Below are 14,427 nucleotides of genomic sequence, written 5' to 3'. Positions count from 1 at the left end.
CGGGGTGGTTTGGCCTCGGCGGTTGGTGACCGTCTCCGATGGTCTGCGACGCGCGGTTCGGCGGCTTTCTGCCCCGGGGCGGCCGGAGCGTCGAGGCGGGCCTCCTCAGTGCCGCTGCCCTACGGCCCTGCCCCGAAGGCACCGTGATCGTTTGGCCCGGCTGCGATCCGAGTCCGGCTCGTGCGTGCCGTACCGGCTGCGCATTCGTCATCCGGCTCGGACGAAACGGCAACGCTTTTATTAGACTTTGAGAATAATACTACTGCTGAACAGGTCTAGAGTTGGCTACAGCTATGCAGATCGTGGCGGGCGGTAAAGCGGAAGACAAGACGGTTGCGCTCTCCGAAATCCTCGGCGCCCTGAGCCACGCCCTCGACCTGACGGAAGGTCAGCCCGTGGGTCATTGTGTCCGCGCGACGTGGATCGGCTTCCAAATCGGCCGAGAGCTTGATCTGCCTGAGCCGAAGCTCTGGGAGCTCTATCACACGATCATATTGAAGGATCTCGGCTGCTCGAGTAACGCCGCGCGCATTTGCGAGCTCTATCTATCCGATGATCTCAGTTTCAAGCGTGATTTCAAGACAGTGAGCGATAGCCTTCCGAAGGTGCTCGGCTTTGTCTTCTCGCATACGGGCCTGAAGGCCGGTTTGGCCGAACGCTTCCGTGCGGTGCTCAATATCTTGCAGAACGGCGGCTCGATCGTCGACGACCTCATCCAAACCCGCTGTCAGCGCGGTGCCGAGATCGCCCGGCAATTGCGGTTCCCCGCGAGCGTCTGCGAAGCCATCCACGCGCTGGATGAGCATTGGAACGGCGCGGGCCGGCCGGACCATCTCGCAGGCCCTGCAATCCCGCTCTACGCACGCGTGGCGCTGCTGGCTCAGGTCGTGGACGTCTTCCATACGACGGCCGGCCCCGCGGCCGCGATCGCCGAGGTGCGGGCACGCTCGGGGACATGGTTCGATCCTCAGGTTGTGGCCTGCTTCGAGGCCGTCGCGGCCGAGCCCGGCTTCTGGGAAACCCTGGCCTCGGACGAGGTCGAGGCGGCGGTGCTGGCCCTGGCGCCGCACAGTTCGATCGTCGTGGACGAGGACTACCTCGACGATATCGCCCGTGCCTTCGCCCAGATCATCGATGCCAAAAGCCCGTTCACCTCCGGCCACTCGGAGCGGGTCGCGGTCTACGCCGACATGATCGCGGCCGAACTCGGTTATACGTCGGAACGCCGCCGCTGGCTGAAGCGGGCGGCGCTCCTGCACGATGTCGGCAAACTCGGGGTCTCGAACGCGATCCTCGACAAGAACGGCAAGCTGGACGAGGCGGAGTGGCGGGACATGCGCAATCACGCGTCCCTGTCCGAAACCATCCTGACCCGGGTGGCGGCGTTCCACGAGATGGCCCTTGTCGGCGGCGGCCATCACGAACGGCTGGATGGCAAGGGTTATCCGCGCGGGCTTGCAGGGGATGCGATCGCACCCGAGACTCGCATCGTCTCGGTGGCGGACGTGTTGGACGCACTGACCGCCGACCGTCCCTACCGGGCGGCTATGCCGCTTCAGAAGGCGCTCGGCATCATGCGCGCGGATCTCGGTACGGCGTTCGACCCGGCCTGCTTCGCGGCGCTCGAGCGGGCGCTCGCCGCGATCGAAGGGGATCTGGCTCGGGCGGCCTGAGCCCCGGCGCGCCGCGGCGATCCCTCCGGACAGATCCTCGATCCGCCGCTTCAGGATGCGGACCTGCTCGGGCGAGGGGGGCGCCTGACCGCCCTTCGCGTAGGCCAGCAGCAGGTAGACGGCGCGATCCACGAGACGGTACGCGAGCACACGGCCGCCACCGCGCTTTCCCCGCCCGGCGAGGGGAACCCGAACCTTGCCGATACCGCCGGTCCCGGGAATCAGATCACCGGCCTGCGGATTGGCCGACAGGTGGTCGACCACCGCATCGCGCTCCGCCTCATCCATCACGCGCTCCGCAGAACGCAGATAGATCTCGGTCTCGACCCCGGTATGGAGCGGCCTCTCCATACCGGGAAGAATAAGCCGATGGCGAAGGTCCGCCCATGGCGGCGCTTCTCACTTGCGCCTCCAGGCAAGCCTAAACCCCAAAAAACCCTTGTCCCCCGCCCGCCCCCACCTCAGATGCGTCCGGTCGCCCCGCCGCCCCCCGAGCCCGATGGACATCGAAGCCCTGCGCACCGCGACCCTTGCCTTCGTCGAGGCGCACAAGGTCTGGACGCCGCTGATCGCCGGGGGGCTCGCCTTCTGCGAGTCGATCGCGGTGCTGTCGCTGTTCGTGCCGGCCACCGTAATCCTGATCGGCATCGGCGCCCTGGTCGGCGGCGCCGATCTCGCGTTCTGGCCGGTTGTGCTCGGGGCCGCCTGCGGGGCCGCCCTGGGGGATTGGGTCTCCTACGAGGCCGGGCGCTGGCTCGGGCCGGGGGCCAAGACGAAATGGCCCCTGCGGCGCTATCCCGACCTCACCGCGAAGGCCGAGGCCTTCATCGGGCGCTGGGGCATCGCCGCGGTGGCCCTGGGGCGGTTCTTCGGACCGGCCCGGGCGCTGGTGCCGCTGCTCGCCGGCATCCTCGGGCTGTCGCGGCTGCCGTTCCAGGCGGCCAACGTCGCCTCGGCGCTGGTCTGGGCCTTCGTGCTGCTCGCCCCCGGGGCCGGGCTGCTCGCGTGGCTCGACCAGTGACTCGGCTCAACCGATGACCCGGCGCGCCCGCTGATGCGCCGCTTCCCGCCGGAGCGGATCGTCTGCCTCACCGAGGAGACCGTCGAGACCCTGTACCTGCTGGGGCAGGAGGACCGGATCGTCGGCGTGTCGGGCTACGCGGTGCGGCCGCCCCGGGTCCGGCGGGAGAAGCCCCGGGTCTCGGCCTTCACCAGCGCCGACATCCCGAAGATCCTGGCGCTGGCGCCGGACCTCGTCCTGGCCTTCTCCGATCTCCAGGCCGAGATCGTGGCCGACCTCGCCCGGGCGGGCATCGCGGTCCACCTGTTCAACCAGCGCGACGTGGCCGGATGCCTCGCCATGGTGCGCACCCTCGGCGCGCTGGTGGGCGTCCCGGAGCGGGCCGAGGCCCTGGCGGCGGGGTTCGCGGCGCGGCTGGCGGAGGCCGAAGCGGCGGCGCGGCACCGCCCGCCGGTGCGCGTCTACTTCGAGGAATGGGACGCGCCGATGATCTCCGGGATCGGCTGGGTCTCCGACCTGATCGGCTATGCCGGCGGCCGGGATGTCTTCCCGGCGCTGAGCCGGCAGCCCGCCGCCCGGGACCGGATCGTCACGCCCGAGCAGGTGGCGGCGGCCGCGCCGGAGGTGATCCTGGCCTCGTGGTGCGGCAAGAAGGTCAATATCGACAGGATCCGGTCGCGCCCGGGCTGGGCGGCGATCCCGGCGGTGCGCGACGGGCGCATCCACGAGATCAAGGCGCCGCTGATCCTGCAGCCGGGTCCGGCCGCCCTGACCGACGGATTCGACGCGATCCGGGCCTGCCTGGGCGGCTGAGGCCGGGGCGCTGCCGCGCCGCAGGTGACGGATGGCGTCCGGATCGGCAGGATGTCCCGATTCGGCACAGACACACGCCCCGATCGATGTCCGCTTCCCTGAGCCTGCCCGATTCCGCCGCCCCGGCCGTGGAGGCGCTGCTGCCGCCGGACCGGCGCCAGTCGCCCACCGCCCTGCGCATCCAGCGCGGGGTGCGCCGGCTGTTCTCCGAGATGGGCTGCGTCACCCTGCCGGAATTCTCCCTCGTCAACGGCCGCCGGGCCGATGTGATCGCGCTCTGCGGCGCGGGCCGGCTGACCATCGTGGAGATCAAGTCGAGCGTGGCGGATTTCCGCGCCGACCGGAAATGGCCGGATTACCGCGACTTCTGCGACCGCTTCTTCTTCGCGATCCCCGAGGACGTGCCGGAATCCCTGATCCCGGAGGCATGCGGCCTGATCGTCGCCGACGGCTACGGCGCCGGGATCCTCCGGGAGGCCCCGGAGCACCCGCTGAGCGGCGCCCGGCGCAAGGCGGTGACCCTGCGCTTCGCCCACAGCGCCGCGCGCATCCTCCACGCCCTGGCCGATCCGGGTGCGGTGCGCGAGGGCGCGCTCTGAGAGGGGGTTCCAAAGGGCTTGAGCCCTTTGGCGGGGTTCGGGGGCGGAGCCTTCGAGATTTGCAGGGCTTTGCCCTGGACCCGCAAAAGGCCTCGGACCTTTTGAAACCCTGACGTTTCTCGGAAGATCGCGCTATGGCCGATCGATGACGCCCGTCGCCCTGTTCGAAGTGATCCTCGCGCTGCTCGGGGCGGCCCTGCTGGTGTCGCTGGCCGCCGGGCGGCTCGGGTTCCCGCCGGCCGCCGCCCTGGTGCTGGGCGGCATGGCGCTCGCGGTGGTGCCGGGCCTGCCGGCCTTCGACCTCGATCCGGACCTGATCATGGTCCTGTTCCTGCCGCCGCTCCTGCTCGCATCGGCCTATTTCACCGTCTGGCGCGATTTCCGCGCGAGCCTCGGCCCGATCCTGTCCCTGTCCCTCGGCGCGGTCCTGTTCACGACCCTGGCGGTCGGGCTCGTCGCCCACGCGGTGGCGCCGGCCCTGCCCTGGGCCGCCTGCTTCGCGCTGGGCGCCATCGTCTCGCCGCCGGATGCCGTGGCCGCCAAGGCGGTGCTCGCCCGCGTCGCCCTGCCCCGCCGGATGATCACGGTCCTGGAGGGCGAGAGCCTCGTCAACGACGCCTCCGGCCTCGTGCTCTACCGCTTCGCCGTGGCGGCCGCTCTGACCGGAAGCTTCAGCGCCTCGGCGGCCGTCGGCAGCTTCGCCTGGCTGGCGGTGGCCGGCGTCGCGATCGGGCTCGCCTGCGGGATGGCGGTGAACGCCGTCGTGCGGCGCCTGCACGACGCCAACGCCGTCACGGTGCTGAGCTTCCTCGCCGCCTACATCGCCTACCTGCTGGCCGAGGAGGTCCACGCCTCCGGGGTGCTCGCCGTGGTGGCCTGCGGCCTGATGATGGGCGGACGCGAGCACGAGACCTTCGACGCCCAGGCCCGCCGCCACGCCGTGGCGGTGTGGGAATTCGTCGTCTTCGTGCTGGAGGCGCTGGTCTTTGTGCTGATCGGGCTGGCGCTCCGCGGCGTGCTGGCGCGGACCGGCGGCGAACTCGGATCGCTCTCGGCCGGGCTGCCGCTGGCGCTCGCCGTCACGGCGGCCTGCGTGGTCGCCCGCCTGCTCTGGGTCTTTCCCGCCGTCTACCTGCGGCGGATCCTGTCGGCCCGGGTGCGGGGGCAGGAACCCGCGCCGAGGCCGGCGGTGCCGCTGATCGTCGGCTGGGCCGGCATGCGCGGGGTGGTGACCCTGGCGGCGGCCCTGGCGCTGCCGGTCGACTTCCCCGGCCGCGACGCGATCCTGGTGGCGGCCTTCGCGGTGATCCTGTTCACCGTGCTGGTGCAGGGGACGACCCTGGGGCCGCTGATCCGTCGGCTCGGCCTCGACCCCGCGGCGCAGCTGCCCGACGGGCAACTCGATGCGCCCATGGCCCGGGTGGTGGTGCACGAGGCGGGGCTCGCCGCCCTGGAGGGATTGGTGCGTCCCGAGACCGGGGGCCTGCAGCACCCGCGCCTCGTCGAGGAGTACCGCCGCCGGGTCCGGGCCGCGGCCCGGGACCGTGACGAGCGCGCGGCGCTCGCGGCCGAGAAGACCGAGCACTTCGCCGCCGCACTGCTCGCGGTGCGGTCCGGCCGGTCGGCCCTGATCGGCCTGCACCGCGAGAACCGGATCCACAGTTCGGTGCTGCGCCAGCTCGAGACGGAACTCGACCTGGAGGAGCTCCACCTCAAGGGCCTGGCCGGCACCGCGCCGGCCCATGGTTAGTTCGGGGCGCGAGGCCGTCAGTGGGCGGCGCAGCCATCGGCCGGCTGGCCGTAGCCGCTGTAGACGACCCGCACCTTGCGCAGGCAGGTCGCCTTGGGCGCCGCCGCCACCGGGGCGACCTCCACCGGCTCGACCCGCAGGGTCGCGGCGATCGGCTGATCCTCCGCGGTGGCCAGCGCGCGGCTGGCGCTCATTACGAAGGGCGTGGCGACCAGGGAGGAGATGGCGAGCGCGGCGAGGACGGCGATGTTCTTGCGGCCGAAGGTGTCGATGGTGCGAGCATTGCGCATGGCTGGTCGTCCGATGCATTCGAGTCGGCAGCGCGAAGGTGCCGAGATCCCCTGTTGGGCTGATAACTTGGCCGTCAGCTCGGCGGTTCCGGCTTATTGCCCGAAAACCGCCCGGCTTCGGTGTCCCGCCGCACCCGGGGCGTCTGAGCTCAGAAGATCTTGCGGTACTGCACGAAGCCGGATTTCTCCGCGATCCGGTCGTAGAGCAGCATCGCGTCGGTGTTGGTCGCGTGCGTCAGCCAGTGGACGCGGGCGCAGCCCGCCGCCTCGGCGACCGCGTAGACGTGGGCGATCAGCCGCCGGCCGATCCCGAGGCCCCGGGCGCCGTCGGCCACGAACAGGTCCTGCAGGTAGCAATAGTCCCCGACCGTCCAGGCCGAGCGGTGGCGGATGTGGTGGACGAGGCCCAGGGCCTCCGTCCCGCGCCAGGCCAGGGCGCCGTCCACGGGCTCGGCCGGGTCGTTGAGCCGGGCCCAGGTGGTGTCGGTGACCGCCTCCGACAGGTCGACCTTGTAGAAGGCTTGATAGCCCCGCCAGAGCGGCCCCCACGCCGCCCGGTCGCCCGGTCCGATCGGGCGAATCGCGATGCCGGCCGTGTCAGCGTCCATGATGTCCTCCGGGTTCCGTCCGGCGGGATCGGACCATCCTCCGCCCCGGATGCGCAAGCCGGGGCGCCTTGCACCCCCGCCGGCCCGCACTTAAACCGGCGCGCCGGCGGTCCGACCGGCCGCACGATCCCGAGCCGCCGACACCCATGTCCCAAAAGAAATCGTTCCAGGGGCTGATCCTGACGCTTCAGGAATTCTGGGCGGCGCAGGGCTGCGTGATCCTGCAGCCCTACGACATGGAGGTCGGCGCCGGCACGTTCCACCCGGCCACGACCCTGCGGGCGCTCGGCCCGAAGCCCTGGAAGGCGGCCTATGTCCAGCCCTCGCGCCGGCCCAAGGACGGGCGCTACGGCGAGAATCCCAACCGGCTCCAGCACTATTACCAGTTCCAGGTGATCCTGAAGCCGAACCCGCCGAACCTGCAGGAACTCTACCTCGCCTCGCTCGCCGCCATCGGCGTCGACCAGACGCTCCACGACATCCGCTTCGTCGAGGACGATTGGGAGAGCCCGACGCTCGGCGCCTGGGGCCTCGGCTGGGAGTGCTGGTGCGACGGGATGGAGGTCAGCCAGTTCACCTATTTCCAGCAGGTGGCGGGGTTCGAATGCGCGCCGGTGGCGGGCGAGCTGACCTACGGGCTGGAGCGGCTCGCCATGTACGTGCAGGGCGTCGAGAACATCTACGATCTCGACTTCAACGGCGCCGCGGGCGCCGACCGGGTCACCTACGGCGACGTGTTCCTCCAGGCCGAGCAGGAATATTCCCGCCACAACTTCGAGGCGGCCGACACGGCGATGCTGTTCCGCCAGTTCACCGACGCGGAGGCCGCCTGCCGGTCCTATCTGGACGCGGGCGCGCCGGCCGCGGAGGGCGAGCGCCACCGCATGGCGCAGCCGGCCTACGACCAGTGCATCAAGGCGAGCCACGTCTTCAACCTGCTCGACGCCCGCGGGGTGATCTCGGTCACCGAGCGCCAGAGCTACATCCTGCGGGTGCGGGACCTGGCCAAGGCCTGCGGGGCGGCGTGGCTGAGGACGGCGGCCGGGGGGGCGTGAAGCGGACCCTCGGATTGTCAGAACCGACAATTCGCCCGCCCAAAATTATCACAAACATCTCGGTTGTGATAACCTGGCGCGGGTGGATTGCACTTCATGAAACGCGCTGACCTCCTCGAATCACCCAGCGGCTGCTTGGTTCCGGCTATCGAGCGTCCAACGGACCGCGGGCCCTGATCGATTCGCCCGCCGGCCCCAACGGAGCCGCTTGAGCCCTCGCGCGTTGCAACCCCCGCCAACCGGCGCGCCCCGGCGCGTCCGCAGACGCGGGAACCGTTCGATGAAAAAGTCCCTCCTCGCCCTCGGCATCCTCGGGCTCGGCCTGGCCCCGGCGCTCGCGGCCGATCCCGGCCCCGAGGCGGTGGTCAAGAAGCTCTACGCCGAGCCGCATCCGAATCATTCCGCGGTGTACTCGAAACGGCTCCAGGGCCTGTTCGACGCCGACGCCAAGCAGGCCAACGGCGCCGCCGGCAACCTCGATTTCGACTACCGCCTCAACGGTGAGCCCCTGAAGCCCGACACGGTGAAGGCCCTGACCTTCAAGGAGGCCACCGAGGGTCAGGACCAGGCCAAGGTCACGGTGGAGCGCAAGGGCGGCGACGGCTCGAAATCCATCGTCTACGACCTCGTGCGCGAGGACGGGAGCTGGAAGGTGTCCGACGCCCACGCGATCGGCGACCGCAAGTGGCAGCTCTCGACCATCCTGAAGGGCGAGGCGCGCTGAGCCCCCGCCCGCGGCCCTCGACAGGCCTGCGGCGCGGCGATATGGCCGCGCCATGCCCGACCTCCTGCTCGAACTCCGCTCGGAAGAGATCCCCGCCCGCATGCAGCGGCGCGCGGCGGAGGATCTGAAGAAACGCGTCACCGACGCGCTGGTCGAGCGCGGCTTCCTCTACGAGGGCGCCAAGGCCTTCTCGACGCCGCGGCGCCTAGCGCTGCACGTGGCCGGCCTGCCCGCCCGCGGCGAGGCCGTGCCTGAGGAGCGGCGCGGCCCGCGGGTCGGCGCCCCCGAGGCGGCGATCCAGGGCTTCCTGAAGGGCGCCGGCCTGGCGCGCCTGGAGGACGCCCAGACAATCACCGACCCGAAGAAGGGCGAATTCTACCTCGCGGTGATCGAGCGCCCGGGCCGTGCGACCCTGGACGTGCTGGCCGAACTCCTGCCCGAGATCATCAAGACCTTCCCCTGGCCGAAATCGATGCGCTGGGGCGCGGCCTCGGCCGAGCTGGGCGCCTTGCGCTGGGTGCGCCCCCTGCAATCGATCGTCGCGACCTTCGGCCCCGAGACCGAGACCCCGGAGGTCGTGCCGTTCACGGTGGGCGGGATCCCGGCCGGGACCGTGACCTACGGCCACCGGTTCCTGGCGCCGGAGCCGATCGAGGTGCGCCGGTTCGACGATTACATCCAGGCCCTGGAGCGGGCGAAGGTCATCCTCGATCCCGACCGGCGCAAGGACGTGATCCTGCACGACGCCCGCGACCTCGCCTTCGCCCGCGGCCTTGATCTCGTGGAGGACGAAGGCCTGCTGGACGAAGTCGCCGGCCTCGTGGAATGGCCGGTGGTGCTGCTGGGCTCCTTCGACGAAGCCTTCCTCGACATCCCCGCCGAGGCGATCCGGGCGACCATCCGGGCGAACCAGAAGTGCTTCGTGCTGCGCAAAGGCGGTTCCGAGGATCTGGCGCCGGCCTTCATCCTGGTCTCGAATCTCGTGGCCTCGGATGGCGGGCAGGCGATCACCGCCGGCAATGAGCGGGTGGTCCGGGCACGCCTGTCGGACGCAAAATTCTTCTGGGAGACCGACAAGGCGATCCGCCTGGAGGACCGGCTGCCGAAGCTCGACAGCATCGTGTTCCATGAGCAACTCGGAACGCAGGGGCAGCGGATCGCCCGCATCGCGGCGCTGGCACAGGAACTGGCGCCGCTGGTGGGGGCCGACCCGGCACTCGCCGAGCGTGCAGCGCGCCTCGCCAAGGCCGATCTCGTCACCGAGATGGTCGGCGAGTTCCCCGAGCTTCAGGGGCTGATGGGGCGCAAATATGCAGCGCTCCAGGGTCAGCCTGAGAGCGTCTGCGCGGCCATTGAGGAGCACTACAAGCCGGTAGGCCCCTCCGACCGGGTGCCGACCGATCCGGTCGCGATCGCGGTGGCGCTCGCCGACAAGCTCGATACGCTCTCTGGCTTCTGGTCCATCGACGAGAAGCCCACGGGGAGTAAGGACCCATTTGCGCTACGTCGGGCAGCCCTGGGAATAGTGCGATTGTTGGTTGAGCAGCGCCTTAATATCCCACTGATGTCTGTATTACTTGCGGAAATGTCGGCGTTTGAGTTTAAGAAAATTGCAAAATTTGAATCGAGTATTACTAAAGAAATTCTGAGTCTGACACGACAATCCCTCGAAAGATTTGATTTGGAGAATTTTGATATCAAAGATATTAACACAATAATGAAAAGAAGAAATGTTTCTAAAAATTTCTTGTCGGCTGCAAAAGATTCCAGCGCCGATGTATTTGAGGAATTATGGGCCAAAGGTGTGGAATTTGCGGTTCCAAAGGCCGGCGATTTGTTAGGTTTTTTCGCTGATCGCCTTAAAGTCTATCTCCGCGACCAGGGCGCCCGCCACGATCTGATCGATGCCGTTTTCGCCCTCCCCGGCCAGGACGACCTGCTGATGGTGGTCCGCCGGGTCGAGGCCCTCGGAAAATTCCTCGACACCGAGGACGGGAAGAACCTGCTCGCGGGCTACAAGCGCGCGGCCAACATTCTGCGCATCGAGGAGAAGAAGGACGGCCGCGCCTACGATGCCGCACCCGACGCCGCCCTCGCCGCCGCGGGCAAGCCGGCGGAGCGGGCGCTCGCCGAGGCCCTGGCCAAGGCGCGGGAGACCGCCTCGGCTTCCGTCGCCCGGGAGGATTTTGCCGGCGCCATGCAGGCGCTCTCGACGCTGCGCGCGCCGGTGGATGCCTTCTTCCAGGACGTGACCGTCAACGCCCTCGATCCGAAGCTCCGCGCGAACCGCCTGCTGCTGCTCAACGCGCTCCGCGCCGCGACGCGCGAGGTGGCGGAGTTCTCGAAGATCGAGGGGTGAGGCTCGACGCTCTCCCTCCCCCCTCCGCGGGGGAGGGTGGCCCCCGGAGGGGGGCGGGAGAGGGGAGCGACGGTGCAGAAGAAGGCACTGCCTCTCTTGAAGGCCCCGCCCTTTCTTGAAACCCGGGTTCCCCTCTCCCGACCCCTGCTGACGCAGGGGCCACCCTCCCCCGCAGAGGGGGGAGGGAGACGCGCGCCTCATCCGTGATCGTGGTGCCCGTCGGTTTCCGGCAGGGTCAGGCCGAAATGGCTGACGAGATCGGCCACCTGCCCCGGGCTGAGCTGCCGCGGGTTGAGGTTACGGAGTAACAAATACAGCTTGGCGGTCTCCTCCAATTCCTCGGTGGCGAAGACCGCGCCCTCCAGGCTGTCGCCGGCCACCACGGGTCCGTGATTGGCGAGCAGCACCGAACTGTACTTCCCCGCGAGCCCCCGGATCGCGTCCGCCACCGCCGGGTCGCCGGGGCGGTAATAGGGCACGAGCGCGGTGCCGCCGGTGCGCATCAGGTAGTAGGGCGTCAGCGGCGGCAGCACCTGCCGGGGGTCGATCTCCGGCAGCATCGAGACCGCCACCGCGTGGGTCGAGTGCAGGTGGACGATGGCCTTGGCGCCGCTCCGGCTCTCGTAGAGCGCGCTGTGCAGCGGGATCTCCTTGGTCGGCTTGTCGCCGGAGACCAGCCGGCCGGCGTCGTCGAGCCGGGAGATCCGCGCCGGGTCGAGGAAGCCGAGCGAGGCGTTGGTCGGCGTCACCAGCCAGCCGCCGTCGGGCAGGCGCAGGGAGATGTTGCCGGACGAGCCCGGCGTCAGGCCGCGCTCGAACAGCGAGCGGCCGTAGCGGCAGATTTCCTCGCGCAACGCCGTCTCATTCATGCGGTCGCTCCCTCGATCAGCGTGAATCCGAGATCGATCCGTTTGGCACGCTCGCCCATCACGCAGGCGGCGGCCTGCCGGCCGATCTCCAGGCGCGGCGTGCGCACCGTCGACAGGGGCTGGGGCATCGCCGCCGCGAAGTCGAGCCCGTTGAAGCCGAACAGGGCGATCCGCCCCGGCACGGCCAGGCCCGCCGCCAGGCAGGCGAAGTAGCCGCCGAGCGCCATGTCGTCGTTGGAGAAGTAGACCGCGTCGAGGTCCGGGCGGCGCGCGAGCAGCGCCTCCAGCCCGGCCCGCCCGGAACCCGGCGAGGACGGGCCGGGGCGGATTTCTTTGCCACAGAGCGCCAAACCTGACTCCGCCAGGGTGTCCTCGAACCCGGCCAGGCGCTTGCCCGCCCGCAGGTCGACGGCGAGATCGTGGCCGAGATAGGCGATGCGGCGGTAGCCCCGCCCCACGAGGTGGCGGGCGCTCGCCGCCCCCACGGCCCGGTTGGAGAAGCCGACCACGGCGTCGATCCCGGCCCCGTCCGTGTCGATCATCTCGACCACCCGCAGGCCCCCGGCCCGCGCCAGGGCCACCGTCCCGGGCGTGTGCTCCAGCCCGGTGAGCAGAAGCGCCGCCGGGCGCCACGACAGGAGCGCGGCCACGAGCGCCTCCTCGCGGTCCGCATCGTAGTCGCTCACCCCGATCACGCACTGGATGCCCTCGGCATCGAGCGCCGTGGTCAGGCCGCGCAGCAGGTCGGGAAAGACCACGTTGGCGAGCGAGGGGATGACGACCCCCGCGAGCCGCGTGCTCGCCCCCGGCCCGGCGAGGCTCCCGGCCAGCCGGTTCGGCACGTAGCCGAGCCGGGCCACCGCCTCCGCCACCCGCTCGCCGGCGCGCTTGGAATAGGAGCCGTGGTTGCGCAGGACCCGCGAGACCGTGCTCTCGCCCACCCCGGCCTCCCGGGCGACGTCGGTGAGGGTCACGAGCCGCCCCGGCGGCTGAAGGTCGTCCATGGCCCCGCTTCTCCCGGCGCGATTTTTCTTGCGACGCCGGTCGCTTCTCCCACGCAAACCCCCTCATCCTGAGGTGCCCGCGTCAGCGGGCCTCGAAGGAGGGCTCCAGGGATCACGCGGCCGGCTGGAGGGCTCCTTCGAGGCCTGCGCTGCGCTCCGGCACCTCAGGATGAGGGGGGTTGATGGGAAGACCGTCCTCGGCGCTTCGACACCCGACATACCCGCCTGCATTATTCCGCACAACCGGATTGGCAGCGCTGCCAAAAGGCGATATGCCACCGGCCCAGCGCTGCCAACCGTGCGGCGAAGACCATCGTCCGAGGGCCCCTGCCCCGGACCCGGGAGAACGCCGATGCCGGTCCAAGCCGCTCCGCTGGGGAGTGCCGCCGCACCCAGGGACGAAAAATCCTTCGTCGACCGCACCTACGCCAAGGTGTTCTGGCGCCTCGTGCCGTTCCTGATGCTCTGCTACGTGGTGGCGTATCTCGACCGGGTGAATGTCGGCTTCGCCAAGCTCCAGATGTCCCAGGAGCTGAAGTTCTCCGAGACGGTCTACGGGCTGGGCGCCGGGATCTTCTTCCTCGGCTACTTCCTGTTCGAGGTACCCTCGAACGTGATCCTGCACCGGGTCGGCGCCCGGGTCTGGATCGCCCGGATCATGATCACCTGGGGGATCATCTCCGGCGCGTTCGTGTTCGTGAACTCGGAATGGACCTTCTACGGGATGCGCTTCCTGCTCGGGCTCGCCGAGGCCGGGTTCTATCCGGGGGTGATCCTGTACACGACGCAGTGGTTCCCGGCCCATCGCCGGGCCAAGGTGATCGCGGTGTTCATGGCGGCGATCCCGATCTCGGGCATCTTCGGCAACCCGCTCTCGGGCCTGATCATGGACGGGTTCAACGGCGCCCACGGCCTGTCCGGCTGGCAGTGGATGTTCCTGATCGAGGCGGTGCCGGCGGTGCTGGTCGGCCTCGCGGTGTTCTTCTACCTCGACAACCGCCCCACCGAGGCCAAGTGGCTGAGCGAGGCCGAGAAGCAGGTCCTGGAACGCGACATCGCCGCCGACAACCACGGCAAGGAATCGAGCCCGCACTCCATCGCCACCGTGTTCCGCAACGGCCGGGTGTGGTTCATGAGCCTGATCTACTTCGCCTTCGTCACCGGCCAGTACGGGCTGACCTTCTGGCTGCCGACGATCGTCAAGGCGTCCGGGGTGCAGGGCAATTTCAACATCGGGCTGATCAGCGCGATCCCGTTCCTGTCCGCCGCCATCGTGATGGTCCTGCTGGGCTTGAGCGCCGACCGGATGCGCGAGCGGCGCTGGCACCTCATCGTCCCGGCCCTGCTGGGCGCCGTCGGCTTCGTGGTCTCGGCGAGCGCCGGCTCGACGACGGTCGCGGTGGCGGCGCTCTCGGTGGCGGCGGCCGGCGTGCTGACCTGCTCGCCGCTGTTCTGGTCCCTGCCCACCGCCTTCCTGAGCGGCGCGGGCGCGGCGGCCGGCATCGCGCTGATCAACTCGGTGGGGAACCTCGCGGGCTTCGCCAGCCCCTACGTGATCGGGGCCCTGCGCGACGCCACCGGCAGCACCGCGGCCGGCATGTACGCAATCGCGGTGATGCTGGTGGTCGGCGCGGCCTGCGTGTTCGTCACGCCGGCCCGGAT

General features: G+C 69.8%; 13 protein-coding genes. 9 read left to right on the top strand and 4 right to left on the bottom strand.

Features of this window, described 5'->3' with window-relative positions:
• The first annotated feature begins 293 nt into the window (after positions 1 to 293).
• The 5 genes from MKK69_RS29170 to MKK69_RS29150 all read left to right on the top strand — a co-directional run bounded on the left by MKK69_RS29170 (position 294) and on the right by MKK69_RS29150 (position 5,856).
• Positions 294 to 1,673, top strand: coding sequence for an HD-GYP domain-containing protein (locus MKK69_RS29170; protein ID WP_243973661.1), 1,380 nt, complete (start codon positions 294 to 296; stop codon positions 1,671 to 1,673).
• 499 nt (positions 1,674 to 2,172) lie between these two features.
• Complete coding sequence (locus MKK69_RS29165; protein WP_243973660.1) at positions 2,173 to 2,694, top strand: DedA family protein; 522 nt, start codon at positions 2,173 to 2,175, stop codon at positions 2,692 to 2,694.
• 33 nt (positions 2,695 to 2,727) lie between these two features.
• A complete protein-coding gene (locus MKK69_RS29160; protein ID WP_243973659.1) occupies positions 2,728 to 3,507 on the top strand; it encodes a cobalamin-binding protein in 780 nt (259 codons plus the stop codon).
• A gap of 86 nt (positions 3,508 to 3,593) precedes the next feature.
• On the top strand, positions 3,594 to 4,106 hold the full coding sequence (locus MKK69_RS29155) for an MmcB family DNA repair protein (protein ID WP_243973658.1): 513 nt from the start codon (positions 3,594 to 3,596) through the stop codon (positions 4,104 to 4,106).
• 145 nt (positions 4,107 to 4,251) lie between these two features.
• Positions 4,252 to 5,856, top strand: coding sequence for a Na+/H+ antiporter (locus tag MKK69_RS29150; protein WP_243973657.1), 1,605 nt, complete (start codon positions 4,252 to 4,254; stop codon positions 5,854 to 5,856).
• A 17-nt stretch (positions 5,857 to 5,873) separates the two neighbouring features.
• On the opposite strand, the gene MKK69_RS29145 is transcribed toward MKK69_RS29150, so the two are convergent.
• Positions 5,874 to 6,146 carry a hypothetical protein gene (locus tag MKK69_RS29145; RefSeq protein WP_243973656.1) on the bottom strand — a complete coding sequence of 91 codons (273 nt, stop codon included), beginning with the start codon at positions 6,144 to 6,146 and terminating at the stop codon, positions 5,874 to 5,876.
• Positions 6,147 to 6,295: 149 nt separating this feature from the next.
• On the bottom strand, positions 6,296 to 6,754 hold the full coding sequence (locus tag MKK69_RS29140; RefSeq protein ID WP_243973655.1) for a GNAT family N-acetyltransferase: 459 nt from the start codon (positions 6,752 to 6,754) through the stop codon (positions 6,296 to 6,298).
• A gap of 146 nt (positions 6,755 to 6,900) precedes the next feature.
• On the opposite strand from MKK69_RS29140, the gene MKK69_RS29135 reads away from it, so the two are divergent.
• The 3 genes from MKK69_RS29135 (at position 6,901) to glyS (ending at position 10,892) form a co-directional block, all read left to right on the top strand.
• The gene (locus MKK69_RS29135) at positions 6,901 to 7,809 is read left to right on the top strand and encodes a glycine--tRNA ligase subunit alpha (protein ID WP_243973654.1); all 909 of its coding nucleotides are present in this window, start codon (positions 6,901 to 6,903) and stop codon (positions 7,807 to 7,809) included.
• 280 nt (positions 7,810 to 8,089) lie between these two features.
• Positions 8,090 to 8,533, top strand: a complete 444-nt coding sequence (locus tag MKK69_RS29130) for a YbjP/YqhG family protein (RefSeq protein ID WP_243973653.1) — start codon at positions 8,090 to 8,092, stop codon at positions 8,531 to 8,533.
• Positions 8,534 to 8,585: 52 nt separating this feature from the next.
• On the top strand, positions 8,586 to 10,892 hold the full coding sequence (glyS, locus tag MKK69_RS29125; protein ID WP_243973652.1) for a glycine--tRNA ligase subunit beta: 2,307 nt from the start codon (positions 8,586 to 8,588) through the stop codon (positions 10,890 to 10,892).
• 197 nt (positions 10,893 to 11,089) lie between these two features.
• On the opposite strand, the gene MKK69_RS29120 is transcribed toward glyS, so the two are convergent.
• Complete coding sequence (locus tag MKK69_RS29120; RefSeq protein WP_243973651.1) at positions 11,090 to 11,761, bottom strand: aldolase; 672 nt, start codon at positions 11,759 to 11,761, stop codon at positions 11,090 to 11,092.
• A complete protein-coding gene (locus MKK69_RS29115; protein WP_243973650.1) occupies positions 11,758 to 12,765 on the bottom strand; it encodes a LacI family DNA-binding transcriptional regulator in 1,008 nt (335 codons plus the stop codon). The genes MKK69_RS29120 and MKK69_RS29115 overlap by 4 nt, the downstream gene beginning before the upstream one ends.
• 352 nt (positions 12,766 to 13,117) lie before the next feature.
• Here MKK69_RS29115 and MKK69_RS29110 point away from each other — a divergent pair.
• A partial coding sequence (locus MKK69_RS29110) for an MFS transporter (RefSeq protein ID WP_243973649.1) occupies positions 13,118 to 14,427 on the top strand: 1,310 nt, incomplete at its 3' end.

Source organism: Methylobacterium sp. J-026, assembly GCF_022829585.1.
Lineage (GTDB): Bacteria > Pseudomonadota > Alphaproteobacteria > Rhizobiales > Beijerinckiaceae > Methylobacterium.
This window is presented reverse-complemented; position numbering and strand designations above follow the sequence as displayed.

What these genes read in the sequence shown, in the direction of transcription:
- MKK69_RS29170 (WP_243973661.1), top strand. Translation starts at nt 294, where the DNA reads ATGCAGATCGTGGCGGGCGGTAAAGCGGAAGACAAGACGGTTGCGCTC.
- MKK69_RS29165 (WP_243973660.1), top strand. Translation starts at nt 2,173, where the DNA reads ATGGACATCGAAGCCCTGCGCACCGCGACCCTTGCCTTCGTCGAGGCG.
- MKK69_RS29160 (WP_243973659.1), top strand. Translation starts at nt 2,728, where the DNA reads ATGCGCCGCTTCCCGCCGGAGCGGATCGTCTGCCTCACCGAGGAGACC.
- MKK69_RS29155 (WP_243973658.1), top strand. Translation starts at nt 3,594, where the DNA reads ATGTCCGCTTCCCTGAGCCTGCCCGATTCCGCCGCCCCGGCCGTGGAG.
- MKK69_RS29150 (WP_243973657.1), top strand. Translation starts at nt 4,252, where the DNA reads ATGACGCCCGTCGCCCTGTTCGAAGTGATCCTCGCGCTGCTCGGGGCG.
- MKK69_RS29145 (WP_243973656.1), bottom strand. Translation starts at nt 6,146, where the DNA reads ATGCGCAATGCTCGCACCATCGACACCTTCGGCCGCAAGAACATCGCC.
- MKK69_RS29140 (WP_243973655.1), bottom strand. Translation starts at nt 6,754, where the DNA reads ATGGACGCTGACACGGCCGGCATCGCGATTCGCCCGATCGGACCGGGC.
- MKK69_RS29135 (WP_243973654.1), top strand. Translation starts at nt 6,901, where the DNA reads ATGTCCCAAAAGAAATCGTTCCAGGGGCTGATCCTGACGCTTCAGGAA.
- MKK69_RS29130 (WP_243973653.1), top strand. Translation starts at nt 8,090, where the DNA reads ATGAAAAAGTCCCTCCTCGCCCTCGGCATCCTCGGGCTCGGCCTGGCC.
- glyS (WP_243973652.1), top strand. Translation starts at nt 8,586, where the DNA reads ATGCCCGACCTCCTGCTCGAACTCCGCTCGGAAGAGATCCCCGCCCGC.
- MKK69_RS29120 (WP_243973651.1), bottom strand. Translation starts at nt 11,761, where the DNA reads ATGAATGAGACGGCGTTGCGCGAGGAAATCTGCCGCTACGGCCGCTCG.
- MKK69_RS29115 (WP_243973650.1), bottom strand. Translation starts at nt 12,765, where the DNA reads ATGGACGACCTTCAGCCGCCGGGGCGGCTCGTGACCCTCACCGACGTC.